Consider the following 12,462-nt stretch of genomic DNA (forward strand, 5'->3'; position numbering starts at 1 on the left):
TCGGCTGCTTGGCCGGCGCGTGACCTGGGGCTGGACGCTCCGGCCACCGACTGAAGGAGGTGAACCTGCGGCACCCTCGCCATTGACCGCGCCAGACACACAGGAGGGCCACGGCACCGGTTACGGCCTGGGCCTGCGGGCGTGCAGGACGTAAGCCGGCGGAGAGTTCCGCCAGACGGTGCGGCCGGGGACGACCTCTTCGAAGCGGTCGGCCAGCAGGTCGCGGAAACGGCGGGCGGAGGCCAGGGGGACGGCGTGGCGGTAGGCGAAGGTCGTCAAGGCGCCCGCCGGTGCAAGGACCGCGGTCAGTTCTTCGATGAGTTGTTCCTGGACCGTGGTGGGGAAGAGGGACCAGGGCAGGCCGCTCACCACCACGTCGGCCTGGTCGACGCCGCGTTCGTCCAGGAGCTGGCGCAGATCCGCGGCATTGCCCTGGATCACCTCGGCCGCCGGGTAGCGGTCGCGAAGGAGCTCGGCGAGGCGCGGATTGATCTCCACGGCGAGGTGACGGCCGCGTCCGGCGAGTTTGCGCTGGATCTCTGCGGTGAACGGCCCTGTTCCGGGGCCCAGTTCCACGACGACGGGTTCCCCGCGTTCTGGGATGGCGCACGTGACGGCGCGGGCCAGATGCCGGGAACTGGGCGCGATGGCACCGATGTGTGAGGGCGAGCGCATCCACTGTCCCAGGAACAAGGTCGCCTCACAGTGGCGTGGGAGGTCCGTGGTGCCTCGATTGGTGTCGGTCATGTGGTTCCTATGCATGCGTGCGGATGCCGGTGCACGGACTGATCCCGGCCAGGTCAGTAGGCCGGCAAAGGCAAGGGAGCCGCGGCCTTGCCTTCGCTCCGGCACCTGGGCGCTCGACGTTCACGAAGTCAGTGGCGGCGAACGTGGCGGTGAGCGGCATGCGTACGGCGGCCGGGCGACGGTGGCACGGCGGATGGGCCCGAACGCGCCCATGCCTGGCATCCTCAAGAACGTCGGCTGACGGATTGCCGCGCCGTCGCCGGACGGCGAGGCACGCTAAGCCGTGGGGACGAGCATCGACGTGACATCGATCAGCACGTACTGTCACGTTGGCGATCTTGTGGCCGGGTCCTGTCGCCTCGCTGACTGGCGAGCGCACTGCGGGCGAGCGCGCGGGCAATGTGCTTCGTCAGCTGGCCAGGATCACGGAGGCGACCGTCCGCCATCCCGCCTCGGTACGGGCGGCCAGGTAGAGCACACGGACACGCTGGAACTCCCGCCCCTGGCTGTCCTGGCGCGCCCAGGTCACCTCGATTTGCGCGGCCCGCTCGTTGAGCACGCGCACCACCGGGTCGAGGGCCTTGCTGCCCCCGTAGTCGGCGTCGCGCAGTGCACGCAGCTCGTGTGCGAGTCCCTGGGAGAGCGCCTCGGCGGAGGTGAGAACGGTGTGGGCCGTCCCCGTGGTCATGCTGATCGGCACCGAGAAGTAGTCGAGGAGCGGCGCAGGATCGGTGCTCCCCTTTGCTGCCAGTCCGATGAACGTCTCGACGTAGCTGTCGAACCATGCCTGTGCTTCGTTCGCGACGGCGGCCAGATCGGTGTTCGTCATGATTTCGTGATCCTTCTTGCGGAGATTTCAGGTGCGGGTTTCTTGGAGGGGAGTGCGCTCTGCCGTCGTGTCACCGGTTCGCGAACGCGTTGGTGCCGGTCAGCTGGGCGGACAGGGTCCACAGGCGTGCGGCCTGTTCGGGGTCGACCGCGTAGGGCCTGACTCCGGGTGCGTCGTCCTGGGAGAGCGGGGCGATGTCGCAGTCGTCCAGGTAGACGCCGCCGGTGTGGGCCAGCTGCGGGGAGGTGGCCGCCCAGACCTGGGTGGCGGCACCCTGCTCGGGGGTCTTGAAACTGGGGGCCGTGTTGCCCTGGTCGTCGATCCAGCCGAAGGCGATCATCTCCTCGCGGGTCATGTGCCGCTGGAGCGGGGTCATGACGGCACCGGGGGCGACGGCGAAGGCCCGCACCTGGTGCTCGCGGCCGAGGGCGTCGAGGTGGACGGCGAACAGCGCGATGGCGGTCTTGGACTGTCCGTAGGCGACGGCCTTGTCATAGTCGTTTGCGGACATGACGTCGTCCCAGCGGATCGGCGAGTAGCGGTGTCCGGCAGAGCTGAGCGCGACCACGCGCGCGCCGCCGTCGGCTGCCAGGGCGGGCCACAGCCGGTTCGTGAGTGTGTAGTGGCCCAGGTGGTTGGTGGCGAACTGCGCCTCCCAGCCGGGGCCGAGTCGGGTCTCGGGCAGGGCCATCACGCCGGCGTTGTTGATGAGGATGTCGATGCTGCGGCCGCTTGCCAGGAACTCGTCCGCGAAGGTGTGCACGCTGGCCTGGTCGCCCAGGTCGAGACGGCGCACCTCGACCCCGTCCACTGCGGTGAAGGCTTCCGCGGCCGCTTCCGGGCGGCGGACGGCTGCGACGACGCTCGCGCCGGCGACCCGCAGGGCGCGTGTGGTCTCCAGCCCCAGTCCGGAACTACCGCCGGTCACGACGGCGAGCCTTCCGGTGAGGTCGAGGCCGGCCAGGACGTCGGCCGTGGTGCTGCGGGCCCCGAAGCCGGAACCGATGGGCTGCTGTGCTGTCATGATCGCCATTCCTTGCGCGTGGAGCGTCACGGTCAACGCCATAACCGGGGAGTTCCCCGGTTAGTCATCACGGTAAACGGGGAACTCCCCGGTTGTCCAGATAGACTGATCCCCTGACGAAGGGAGCACCTTTGACCACCAAGCCGAGCGTGTTGCGCGCCGACGCCCGCCGCAACCGCGAGCGCATCCTCGAAGCGGCCGTGCGCGCCTTCTCCGAGAAGGGCCCGGACGTCGCCATCGACACCATCGCCAAAGCCGCGGGCGTCGGCTCGGCCACGCTCTACCGCCACTTCCCCACACGCGAAGCACTCATCGAGGCGGCCTACCGCAACGAGCTGGCCCGTGTCTGCGACAGCGCCACGAACCTCCTCGCCGACCATGCGCCGGACCGGGCGATCCGCCTGTGGATGGACGACTTCATCGACTACCTCACTGCCAAGCAGGGCATGGCGGACGCACTGCGGGCCGCGGCCGCATCCGGTGCGGACCCCTTCGCCGAAACCCTCGCCAAGCTCGCCACCGCCCTCGGCACCCTGCTGCACGCCGGCGCCGACGCCGGTCTCCTGCGCCCGGACATCGACCCCTTCGATGTCGGCTTCAGCCTGGCCGGCATCGGGCTAATCACCAGCGCTCCCGACCAGCGCGAACGGGCCGGACGCCTCCTCGACCTGCTCCTCGACGGCCTCCGGTACGGAGCGGACGGATCGGCATCCAGCTCGTGACCCGGCATTGGCCGCGTCCCCGCCGGCTGTGTGACGTCAGCGGTCCAGCAGCCCCGACCGCGTTGCGGAGCGCGAGCCACTGACACGGGTCAGGAAATGTGAATCAGGCACTGACGCTCGATCAAACAGCTGTCAGCGGGGCGGCCTTTTGCTGCGGTCGGCGGCGTACTCCGTTCGTGCGCTGCCGACGGCGTCGGCCCATTGGGTGGCAGCTTTTACGCCGACGCCGAGAACTTGGCTGAGGACGGCGGGGGGCATCTGGGCGGCGAGGTCCATCAGGGCGCTGTTGCGGCCGCGTCGGGAGGGCAGGCCGTAGGCGGTCAGGCGGGAGCGGAGATGGGCCGTGCCGCGCGGGCGTCCTGGCAGGAAGCCGGGGAGGAGCCAGGGCTGGTCGGCCCGGCCGAGGCCGGGAGGGCCATCGCGGTCTTCGGCCAGGGCGAGCAGGAGCCGGTCCAGCGGTGGGGGCACGTCGACGGGGTGCGTGCCGAGGGCCAGCCGGACGCTTTGCCCGGCCTGGATGACGTGGCTGGTGGTGAGGCGCGAGATCTTGGTGAGGGGCTGGCCGTAGAGGAGAACGAGCAAGCCGACGACGCGGTCGACGGTGTCGATGGTGTCGTCGTGAAGGAAGCGGTGGGCCAGACGCCACCGTTCGTCGTCTGCCAGAGAGCGGCGCGGCTTGCCGCTGGGCATGGGCGGGAAGTCGACGGGGCGGCGGATGTGGCTGCGTCGAGCGGCCCACAGGACGAAGCCGCGGGCGTTGTACCGCATCACGGTGCCGTCGCAGAGGTAGGCGTCGATGTCCTCCTGCGCGCAGGCGGTGAGGGACGTGCCGCCGTGCCGCAGCCATTGCAGGAAGTGAACGGTGTGCGTGAGGCAGTAGCGCACTGGTAGTCGAGCTTGGCAGTCATCACATCTCCTGGTCCGCCGCATAGGCGCGGTCGAGAGCCTTACGCATCATCGTGTTCATGAAGTCCCCGCTGACTCCGGTGTAGATGGCCGTGGTCGACGCGAACCGATGCCCGACCTGCTCCTGCACGAACGCAGGATCGGCACCGTCCTCGATCAGGTGCGTGACGTAGGAGTGCCGAAGGCAGTGCGGGGTGAGCTCCTTATCCAGCCCCAGCTCGTCCCGGTACTCCGCGAAGCGTTCCTCCATCTCACGCGGCTTGAGCCGACCGCCCCGCTCCGTCAGCCATAACGCGGACCCGTCGCTGCTCCGGTACCGCGGGCGGATATTGACCAGGTAGTCCTGGACCGCCTCCACAGCCCAGGGCATGACGCTGAGCACCATCCGACGGCGAGGCCCAGACCCCCTGCTCGCCTTGCCGTAGCGGACCTGGAGCGAACCGAACCGCCCCAGCTCCGGCGCCTTGGGATTCCGGTAGAAGTCGGTTGTATCGATCCGGGAGGTCTCGTTGCAGCGCAGCCCCCACCCGTAGATGACCTTGAACACGGTCGCATCCCGGTACGCCGCCGGTGCACCCTTGCGGCCCAGTCTGACCGCGCGATCGACCTGGTCATCGGCGTGATCCAGGAAGAGTTGCACTTCCTCCCGAGTCATCGGCCGCCGACCCGGCCGTCCCTCGTAGTCCGTCAGATGGGCGATCGTGTTCCACTCATGGCAGACCTGCACTGGATGGGTGCCGAAGCGGGCTTCGCACACCTCTGGCCACTGGTAGTACGGCGAGGTGATGTAGTCGCAGAACAGCTTCAGCGCGTCTTGATAGCTGCGGATCGTAGATCTCGCCCGCTTCTTCTCGGCGACGAGATACGTCATCCACTCGTCCACGTGGCCAGAGGTCCAGGTCCATGGGTACTCGTTGATGCCTTCCATGAACCGGCGCACGATCCGCTGCCGTCCAAGGATCGTCTCCGTGGCCAAGCGGCGGCCCCCGCGCTGCTGGCGACCCCAGCCCTCCAACATCGCCTCGAACACAGCGTCCTCGGGATGGAGCAGGGCAACGCCGTCGAGTAGCAGCATGCGAGCACGGCTGCTGTCACCTCCAGCACTGACCATTGCCCCCTCCGTTCAGCTGTCGCGCGAATCATGCATCACATGCACGAATGGGCAACCGGCCAGCCCAGAAGGGAAGTTCGGCGCTAACATGCGACCGCGACAGAAGCCCAGGCAGTACGGCTACACCGGGAAGTCGGCTTGCATTCGCTGCATTTCCCCGGGGTTCAGCTTGTACGGCTTCGCAGCGACCTGCCCGGCCGGCTGCAGGTAGTCGGCGGTTCCTCCGTTTGGCGGGCTTCCTGGACGTAGAGCTTGACGCGCTTGCAGTTGCGGGTGACCCCGTACTCCGTGGGCAGCTGATCGTGGATGACCGCGGCATTCCCGGCCTCTGGGAACGCGACAGGGGTTCCGACAGGCCTAAAATCGAGTCATGCCCGAGAACCCCGGTGGAGACCCGACCGGCACGGTGGTCGCGGATCTCACGGCCGTCGCGGAGGCCTGGGCCGCGGCCATCGTCTCCAACGACGCGGCACGGATCGCGAGCTTCATGACCGACGACTGGGCCATCGTCTCGGAGTCCGGCATCGCCTCCAGGGACGAGTTCCTCGCTTTCGTCGCCTCCGGGCAGCTGACCCACTCGGCCATGGACCTGGTCAGCAGGCCCCGGGTCCGGGTGCACGGCGACACAGCGGTATTCAGCGTGCGGATGACCAACACCGCTCATTACGGGGGTCGGCGGTTCGACGCCGACGAGTGGACGTCGGATGTGTTCGTGAGGCGGGACGGCCGCTGGCTGTGCCTGCTGAGCCACATCACCCCGGCGGCTCCGGAGTCGGCGACGCCATCGCAGACGACGGCCCCGTGAAACCGCAGGGGCGCACCGGCGATCACTGGGGTGGTGTGGCCTCGCCCTGCCAGAAGCTCCACTGATATCCCCAGGGGTCAGTGATCGTGAAGGTCCGCGGCCCGTACGGCTGATCCACCGGCGCGTCCAGCTCCCTGCCCGACGCGGCCCGGACCAGCTCGAAATGCGCGTCGACGTCGTCCACGTGCACGATGAACAGAGCGTTCCTGCCTTCATCGCTCACCCCGCCGCCGCTGACTCCGATCTTCGTTGCACCTGCGTGGATGTCGGCCTCGAAAGTCCGCCCTGAATCGTCGCGCCAGCGGATCACGTCGGTAAAACCGAGGACCCGCTCCATCCACTCGAGAGCCGCGTCCGCGTCTTCGTACCTCAAGTAGGGGGATACCCCTTCGATCGCCATGCCGTGCTCCTCCGGGCAGGGAGCCGAGGCCGCTGTGAGCGGCTCGGCCCGTACTGAATGGTGCTCGCCTTCCAGGCTGCCGTGCGCGGCCGGCGGATGCGGCCAGTGGCGGTGCCTCGTGTCGCGTGTCGCTCGCACGGCTGCCCTTCGTCCGGTTCCCGGCCCAGTCTGTCGGCGTACACCGCCTGCGGGCACCGCTCAGCGACGACCTTCGAGATCCACTCGGCGGCGTCCGCGGTCACATGCGTGCGCTCCTGCTTCGCCCAGCGCTCGGCGCCGAGCGGGTCGAAGCAGGAGCACACGGTGGCCGCGTCCCGGCCGGGTGCCGACCAGACCTGACGCCCGCTGTCGTAGTCGACCACGACAGCTTCCACGCTTTCCACTTGGAGGCGGGCAGCGGAGCACTCTCGACCGGGCCGCTCAGCACCACAGGCAGCAGGCCCGGGCAAACGCCCTTCCACCTGGCGGGCCAGAACCTCCACCGGCCGTCGAGTACCGATCAGCCGCCGAAGGCGGGTGCGGAGTCGCGTGCCCAGTCGGCGAAGGTGCGTGCGGGCCGGCCCAGCAGGTCTTCCACGGCGCTGGTGGTGGGGCCTGGGCGGTTGGCGTAGTCGGCCAGGGAGCCGAGCAGGCGGGCGGGGACCTCCTCGGGCATGCCTTGCGCGAGCATGCCCTGGCGTACGTACTCGGGCGGAACCTCCTGGAAGGACAGCGCCCGGCCCACGGCTGCGCCGATGAGCCGCACCTTCTCGACCTGGTCCAGTGACTGCGGCCCGGTCAGCGTGTGGATCGACCCCGGGGGAACACTGTTGCGGAGGGCGCGTACGGCGACCGCCGCGATGTCGGCTTCGTGGATGGGCGAGGTCGCGGCTTGGCCGTACGCGCCGCGCACCACGTCACCGGCCTTGATCTGGGGCGCCCAGGCCAGTGCATTGGCGGCGAAGTCGGCCAGGCGCAGAACCGTCCAGTCCAGGCCGGAGCTGGTGACGAGGTCTTCGGCGTGCTGGAACTGGGCGGCGAAACGGGCTTCCCCCGCGGGATACTTCACGGTGGTGGCCGACAGCAGCACCACGCGCCGTACGCCTTGCCTGACGGCGAGCCGCAGGAGTTCACCGAGGCCGGGCCCGGTGGCGCGCGGGCTGATCTGCAGTGCGTCCACTCCTTCCAGCGCCGCCTCGATCCACTGGGGACGAAACAGATCGCCGCTGACGGCGTGCACGCCGTCAGGCAGCTCGGACGCGCCGGGACCGCGCGTGACCGCGGTGACCGCCGTGCCCTCCTGTAGCAGCAGGTTCATCACCTGACGCCCGACAACGCCGTTGGCTCCGGTGATAAGGATCATGACAGTGTCCTTTGCTCGATGTGCAGATCTGGTCAGTGATGGATGAACGGATGGGACCGATGTGGAACTGGGCGGTGACCTGCCGGCGCTGGGTCTGGTCGGTGTCGAAGCGGGGGCGGCTGGCCTGGACGTGCTCGCGGGCGCGGTGGGCGATCTGGCGGACCGTCGGCTCGGGGCGTTCGAGGATCTCGGCGGTTCAGGGAGCCACGGGCCGATGTACGTCTCGCGGGTGGCCCGCGCGGAAGTCAGGCCGTTCAACGAGAGGCTGGTGACCGTGCGCACCAGGTAGGCCTTGGGACGGCGGATCGCTGCGCGGTCCGCGGTGTCCAGACTCAGCCAGGCGTCCCGCAGGACGTCCTCGGCGTCGGCGACGCTGCCCGGCGTGCGGTACGCGGTGGCGAACAGCAGCTTGCGGTGCTCGATGTACGGGTCCTGTTCAGCTCTGGCATCGACCATCGGCTCATGCCCCCAGCGCCGCAACCAGGGCGGCAGGCCCGAGAGCACGGCGCTGGGAGCCGATGCGCCCGTCATACCGCGGGCTCGCGGGTGGCGCGGCCGCCCTTGGAGACGATGGTGGTGACGTTCATGCGCTTGCTGAACCGGTAGGTCTTGAGCGGGCTGCCGCTGACCATCTCCTTGTACGCGACGGCGCTCCGGCCGGTGAGGTGCATGCGGCGGGGGGTGTCGTCGGCTTTGGTGAACTGGATGACGGCATCACGGCGGCCGAGGCTGACCGGCTGGTGGAAGTAGCCGAAGCGGAACGGCTTGACGGCCCTGCCGCGCACGAGCCGCGCGATGGTGTCGGCGGTGTACTGGGCGGTGGGCAGGCCGCTCTGGCAGGTGCCGTGGATCTGTCCCCAGGCCAGACGGACGGCGGCGGCGTCGCCGATGGCGTGGATCTCCGGGTGGGACACCGAACGCAGCGTGGCGTCGACCAGGATGAGGCCGCGGTCGTCGGTGGCGATCCCGGAGGCGGCGGCGAGCGGCGACACCTTGACGCCGGTGGTCCACAGGCAGGCGTCGGAGCGGACGAGCCGGCCGTCGGCCAGCTCGACGGCATCGGGCAGCACCTTGGTGACACGGGCGCCGGTCTCAAGAGTGACGCCGAGGCGGTCCAGAGCACGGTAGAGGTAGGCGCGGGCCTTGGCGCCCATCATGCCGCCGGGCTCGTCCAGGCTGATCAGCATGACGTCCAGGCCGGGATGGCTCTCGGCGATCTCGGTGGCCGCCTCGATGCCGGTCAGGCCGCCGCCGCAGACCGTGACCGTGCCGCCGGACGCGGCGACCTCGGTGAGCCGCGCGGCGAACCGACCAGCGATCTCCGGGTTGTTGAGGGTGAACGCCTGGGTGTCGACGCCGGGGACCTTGCCTGTGTCGGTCGAGCTGCCCAGCGCGTAGACGAGCGTGTCGTACCCGAGGGTCCCGGCGCCGTCGACGGTGATCTGCCGGGCCTCGGGGTCGATGGCGACGGCGGTGCCCTGGACGAACGTGACGCCGGTCCGGTCGAGCAGGTCGGGGATCTGGTGATCGGCCAGCTCCTGCCCGGCGGCGATCTGGTGCATCCGCAGCCGCTCGACGAACCGGCTCGAGGGGTTGACCAGGGTGATCTTGACGCCGGTCCGGCGGGTGCGGTGGGCCAGCCGGATGGCGCTGAACATACCCGTGTAGCCAGCGCCGAGGACGACGACGTGGTGGCCGTTGCTCATCTCGATCTCCCATGTTCGGGCACCGGTTTCGGTGTCGGTGACGCCCATGGGACGAGCAACCCGCACCGGATGTGACAGGTCACTGATGTGAACCACGTCGCATCAGACGCACCGTTTGGTGTGCTGGCAGGGACCCGTCAGTTGCCTCGCCGTACCGGGCCTGGCCGAGGCGGAGCAGGAACGCCGAAGGAGACGGGTTCCCGCTGCCGCCCAGGCAGGCACGTATCCGACGCCCCGACGAACCCCTTTCCGTGACGATCACTTTCGATCAAGGGGTCGGCCAGAGGCCGCTCGCCCCTCAGCGTTGTTCTGGTGGGGGTCGAGTGCAGGTTGCGGAACTTGGTCTGGCCGGAGGTCGAAGGACTCGTGGTCGACCGAGTTGAAGCCGATGACGAAGCAGTACGGCTCGAGGCTCGCAGCGACCGCTGTGACGTGGTCTGTCCGGGCTGCGAATCCTTCGGAACGAGAGTTCACAGCAGGTACGCGAGACGGCTTGCGGACCGGCCGCTGGGCGGCCGACGCGCTGTGCTCAGCCTGCTCGTCCGTCGGTTCTTCTGCGACAACGCGGCTTGCAGCCGACGGACATTCGTCGAGCAGGCCGGATCCACCCGTGGGGACCGTCCGGGTTGTCGGCGTCGACGAGTTCGCGTTCCGCAAGGGGACGCACCTACGGGACGGTGCTCGTGGATGTCGAGACCCTTCGCCCCGTCGTGGTGCGGGGTCAGATGCTGGGGTCGGTGAGGTAGAGGTCGCAGGCGCAGTCGAGGGCGTCCTCGGGGGTGCCGGCGAAGCCGCTGGTGGGCAGGATGGCGTCTTGGTACTCATCGGTGCTCGCGAGGTAGAGGCGAAGCCTCAGGTACTGGCGGATCCGCCGTTGGCCCAGACGCATCTGTTCGCCGTCATTCAATCGAGGCGTTTGACAGCGAACCCAGTCGTTCAGGCTTCCTTGTCAGCGAACCTGGTCGCTCTTCCGCCCGATGCCTGTGATCCTGGTCGGAGTTCCGTCCGGGGCGAAGGAGTGGTGGAAGGTGAAGGCGTGCGGCGCGGAGCCGTGGTCGTGGAGGTGTTCCAGCCTGGAAACCCCGTCCTGCCAGGTGGGTATCACGCCGTCGGAGACCCACCAGCACACGTAATTCGGGTGTCCTGTCCTCTCGAACCAGTCGTAACGCCTGTTCAGCGCCTCACGGTGCAGACCGGTGTAGACGGCGTCGAAGGCGGGGCGCAAGTCGGTCCAGAGTGAGAGTGTCGCGGCCAGGGCGGTGGTTTCCACCGTACGGCCCTTGCCGTACCAGGTCGGTACGGCGAACTCTCCCCATGCACCCCAGTCCGCCTCGAAGAGCATGCCCCGGTCACCGTCTGCCGCTTCAGCACGCGCGAGGTATCCGGGGTACTGACTGATCTTCCGGTAGACGGCCTCACCAATCTCGTAGAACTCGCGCGTGAGAGGTGCGGGATCGGCGAGAGGTGACTTCAGGACGCCGAATGTGTACAGAGCAAGATGGGGCATGTTTCTCTCCCTGGTTGGGGCTGCCTGACGTGGACCCGGTTCGGTGGCTTACGCATGGGGGCGAGGGTTCATGGGGCATGACTCATCCCGTCGTGGGTGGCTCAGCGCCTGAAGGAACTCCTGCGCGACCGTGGGCGATCGCCGAAGACCAGGTGAAGGTAGCTGCCTCTGCGGGCCATGTCGAAGTTGCGTTTTCCCTGTCCAAGTGGCCTCTTGCACCGGTCATTGCGGGGGCTGGGGCGGTGACGGGCGGGCAGGCTGGGGGGTACCAGTGATCCACTTCGGCCGATCGGTTCGCCTGCCATGCCCGTCCGCACCCCCTGTCCGACAGCGCCGAGTACCGCCGAACGCGTGCGGTTGAAGAAGAGGCCTACGGCTACAAGACCGAGCACCGGCTGCGGGTGCGTGCGCAGGTGGTGCTGCGCGCCGCGCGTGGACGCTCCAACGCATGCATCGCCCGGGAGACGGGGCTGCATGTGGACACCGTGCGCCGCTGGCGTGGCCGGTTCGCCCGGGCGGGCCTGCCCGGGCTCAAAGTCCGTCAACGCTGCGGCCGTCCCGCCTCGTTCACACCGCTGCGGGCCGCCGAGGTCAAGGCACTGGCCTGCCGGCTGCCTGCCTGCCGGCCGGCTGCCTGCCTGTCGAGAGTGAAGTACCGCTCTCACACTGGCCGTGCCCAGAACTGACCCGCGAGGCCGCCCGGCGGGGCATCGCCCCGTTCGTGTCGGCGTCGACCGTGCGTCGCTGGCTGGCCCAGGACTCGCTCAAGCCCTGGCAGCACCGCTCCTGGATCTTCATCACCAACACCGGCTTCCGGCTGAAGGCCGCCTGGGTGCTGGATCTGTCCGACCGCACCTGGCAGGGCGAACAGCTCGGCGGTGACGAGTACGTGATCAGCGCGGACGAGAAGACCTCCATCCAGGCCCGGTGCCGCTGCCACCCCACCCTCGCCCCTGGCAAGGCCAGGGCGATGCGCGTCAATCACACCTACGGACGCGGCGGTGCCCTGGTCTACCGCGTGTTCTGGATCGTCGACAACGGCTCCTCCCATCGCGGTCAGAAGGCGGCCGACCGGCTCACCGCGGCGTTCCCGAACACGGTCATGGTCCACACCCCCTTGCACGCCACCTGGCTCAACCAAGTCGAGTCTCATCGACATTCCGGGGCCTCTCGGTGAAGCGATGTCAGGAATCACCGACACTCACTCTCCGCGGTCGCATCTACGCAGCCAGTGATCGTTGTGAAATGTGGTCCACAGCCGCTTCCAAAGAGCGTCATCACGAGGGGCTCGTCGATGGCGCGTGCGCAGCTCGTGCAGTCGGCTGCGGCGTCAGACGAGGTGCGAGGTCTTGAGTAGTGTCAC

Annotated in this window: 15 protein-coding genes and 1 pseudogene; 5 read left to right on the forward strand and 11 right to left on the reverse strand. The window is 68.7% G+C overall.

Annotated elements, in window-relative coordinates:
* Nucleotides 1-120: 120 nt before the first annotated feature.
* The 3 genes from ACZ6D7_RS42175 to ACZ6D7_RS42185 all read right to left on the reverse strand — a co-directional run bounded on the left by ACZ6D7_RS42175 (nucleotide 121) and on the right by ACZ6D7_RS42185 (nucleotide 2,603).
* Nucleotides 121-675 (reverse strand): class I SAM-dependent methyltransferase, encoded by a 555-nt coding sequence (locus ACZ6D7_RS42175; protein WP_469502874.1) that lies wholly within the window; start codon nucleotides 673-675, stop codon nucleotides 121-123.
* A gap of 481 nt (nucleotides 676-1,156) precedes the next feature.
* Entirely contained in the window at nucleotides 1,157-1,576 is a 420-nt protein-coding gene (locus ACZ6D7_RS42180; RefSeq protein WP_190107452.1) for a DUF6841 family protein, read from the reverse strand.
* 70 nt (nucleotides 1,577-1,646) lie between these two features.
* Nucleotides 1,647-2,603 (reverse strand): SDR family NAD(P)-dependent oxidoreductase, encoded by a 957-nt coding sequence (locus tag ACZ6D7_RS42185; protein WP_469502981.1) that lies wholly within the window; start codon nucleotides 2,601-2,603, stop codon nucleotides 1,647-1,649.
* 128 nt (nucleotides 2,604-2,731) lie between these two features.
* Here ACZ6D7_RS42185 and ACZ6D7_RS42190 point away from each other — a divergent pair, with 128 nt between their 5' ends.
* Complete coding sequence (locus ACZ6D7_RS42190) at nucleotides 2,732-3,322, forward strand: TetR/AcrR family transcriptional regulator (RefSeq protein WP_469502877.1); 591 nt, start codon at nucleotides 2,732-2,734, stop codon at nucleotides 3,320-3,322.
* Between the two features lie 132 nt (nucleotides 3,323-3,454).
* Here the strand turns inward: ACZ6D7_RS42190 and ACZ6D7_RS42195 are convergent, their stop codons facing one another.
* Together ACZ6D7_RS42195 and ACZ6D7_RS42200 are read right to left on the reverse strand one after the other, a co-directional pair.
* Nucleotides 3,455-4,207 (reverse strand): hypothetical protein, encoded by a 753-nt coding sequence (locus ACZ6D7_RS42195; protein ID WP_469502880.1) that lies wholly within the window; start codon nucleotides 4,205-4,207, stop codon nucleotides 3,455-3,457.
* 22 nt (nucleotides 4,208-4,229) lie between these two features.
* Nucleotides 4,230-5,303, reverse strand: coding sequence for a tyrosine-type recombinase/integrase (locus ACZ6D7_RS42200; RefSeq protein WP_469502883.1), 1,074 nt, complete (start codon nucleotides 5,301-5,303; stop codon nucleotides 4,230-4,232).
* 406 nt (nucleotides 5,304-5,709) lie between these two features.
* Here ACZ6D7_RS42200 and ACZ6D7_RS42205 point away from each other — a divergent pair, with 406 nt between their 5' ends.
* A complete protein-coding gene (locus ACZ6D7_RS42205) occupies nucleotides 5,710-6,144 on the forward strand; it encodes a nuclear transport factor 2 family protein (RefSeq protein WP_469502887.1) in 435 nt (144 codons plus the stop codon).
* 22 nt (nucleotides 6,145-6,166) lie between these two features.
* Here ACZ6D7_RS42205 and ACZ6D7_RS42210 read toward each other — a convergent pair whose 3' ends face one another.
* The 4 genes and pseudogenes from ACZ6D7_RS42210 to ACZ6D7_RS42225 all read right to left on the reverse strand — a co-directional run bounded on the left by ACZ6D7_RS42210 (nucleotide 6,167) and on the right by ACZ6D7_RS42225 (nucleotide 9,592).
* Nucleotides 6,167-6,544, reverse strand: a complete 378-nt coding sequence (locus tag ACZ6D7_RS42210) for a VOC family protein (protein WP_469502890.1) — start codon at nucleotides 6,542-6,544, stop codon at nucleotides 6,167-6,169.
* 499 nt (nucleotides 6,545-7,043) lie between these two features.
* Nucleotides 7,044-7,886, reverse strand: coding sequence for an NAD(P)H-binding protein (locus ACZ6D7_RS42215; RefSeq protein WP_469502893.1), 843 nt, complete (start codon nucleotides 7,884-7,886; stop codon nucleotides 7,044-7,046).
* 64 nt (nucleotides 7,887-7,950) lie between these two features.
* Nucleotides 7,951-8,342 (reverse strand): annotated as a pseudogene (locus ACZ6D7_RS42220) (sigma factor); the annotation flags it as partial.
* A gap of 71 nt (nucleotides 8,343-8,413) precedes the next feature.
* Entirely contained in the window at nucleotides 8,414-9,592 is a 1,179-nt protein-coding gene (locus ACZ6D7_RS42225; RefSeq protein WP_469502896.1) for an NAD(P)/FAD-dependent oxidoreductase, read from the reverse strand.
* Nucleotides 9,593-10,024: 432 nt separating this feature from the next.
* On the opposite strand from ACZ6D7_RS42225, the gene ACZ6D7_RS42230 reads away from it, so the two are divergent.
* On the forward strand, nucleotides 10,025-10,333 hold the full coding sequence (locus tag ACZ6D7_RS42230) for a transposase family protein (RefSeq protein WP_469502985.1): 309 nt from the start codon (nucleotides 10,025-10,027) through the stop codon (nucleotides 10,331-10,333).
* On the opposite strand, the gene ACZ6D7_RS42235 is transcribed toward ACZ6D7_RS42230, so the two are convergent.
* Together ACZ6D7_RS42235 and ACZ6D7_RS42240 are read right to left on the reverse strand one after the other, a co-directional pair.
* On the reverse strand, nucleotides 10,314-10,481 hold the full coding sequence (locus ACZ6D7_RS42235; protein WP_469502899.1) for a hypothetical protein: 168 nt from the start codon (nucleotides 10,479-10,481) through the stop codon (nucleotides 10,314-10,316). The genes ACZ6D7_RS42230 and ACZ6D7_RS42235 overlap by 20 nt on opposite strands.
* A gap of 60 nt (nucleotides 10,482-10,541) precedes the next feature.
* Entirely contained in the window at nucleotides 10,542-11,099 is a 558-nt protein-coding gene (locus tag ACZ6D7_RS42240; protein WP_469502902.1) for a DUF3291 domain-containing protein, read from the reverse strand.
* Nucleotides 11,100-11,500: 401 nt separating this feature from the next.
* Here ACZ6D7_RS42240 and ACZ6D7_RS42245 point away from each other — a divergent pair, with 401 nt between their 5' ends.
* Both ACZ6D7_RS42245 and ACZ6D7_RS42250 read left to right on the forward strand, forming a co-directional pair.
* Nucleotides 11,501-11,785: a helix-turn-helix domain-containing protein gene (locus ACZ6D7_RS42245; protein ID WP_469502905.1), complete on the forward strand. Its 285-nt coding sequence runs from the start codon at nucleotides 11,501-11,503 to the stop codon at nucleotides 11,783-11,785.
* A 35-nt stretch (nucleotides 11,786-11,820) separates the two neighbouring features.
* On the forward strand, nucleotides 11,821-12,276 hold the full coding sequence (locus tag ACZ6D7_RS42250; protein ID WP_469502908.1) for a transposase: 456 nt from the start codon (nucleotides 11,821-11,823) through the stop codon (nucleotides 12,274-12,276).
* Nucleotides 12,277-12,462: the final 186 nt, after the last annotated feature.

The organism is Streptomyces sp. NPDC041784 (assembly GCF_055591025.1).

What these genes read in the sequence shown, in the direction of transcription:
- ACZ6D7_RS42175 (WP_469502874.1), bottom strand. Translation starts at nt 675, where the DNA reads ATGCGCTCGCCCTCACACATCGGTGCCATCGCGCCCAGTTCCCGGCAT.
- ACZ6D7_RS42200 (WP_469502883.1), bottom strand. Translation starts at nt 5,303, where the DNA reads ATGCTGCTACTCGACGGCGTTGCCCTGCTCCATCCCGAGGACGCTGTG.
- ACZ6D7_RS42215 (WP_469502893.1), bottom strand. Translation starts at nt 7,886, where the DNA reads ATGATCCTTATCACCGGAGCCAACGGCGTTGTCGGGCGTCAGGTGATG.
- ACZ6D7_RS42210 (WP_469502890.1), bottom strand. Translation starts at nt 6,544, where the DNA reads ATGGCGATCGAAGGGGTATCCCCCTACTTGAGGTACGAAGACGCGGAC.
- ACZ6D7_RS42235 (WP_469502899.1), bottom strand. Translation starts at nt 10,481, where the DNA reads ATGCGTCTGGGCCAACGGCGGATCCGCCAGTACCTGAGGCTTCGCCTC.
- ACZ6D7_RS42180 (WP_190107452.1), bottom strand. Translation starts at nt 1,576, where the DNA reads ATGACGAACACCGATCTGGCCGCCGTCGCGAACGAAGCACAGGCATGG.
- ACZ6D7_RS42205 (WP_469502887.1), top strand. Translation starts at nt 5,710, where the DNA reads ATGCCCGAGAACCCCGGTGGAGACCCGACCGGCACGGTGGTCGCGGAT.
- ACZ6D7_RS42240 (WP_469502902.1), bottom strand. Translation starts at nt 11,099, where the DNA reads ATGCCCCATCTTGCTCTGTACACATTCGGCGTCCTGAAGTCACCTCTC.
- ACZ6D7_RS42225 (WP_469502896.1), bottom strand. Translation starts at nt 9,592, where the DNA reads ATGAGCAACGGCCACCACGTCGTCGTCCTCGGCGCTGGCTACACGGGT.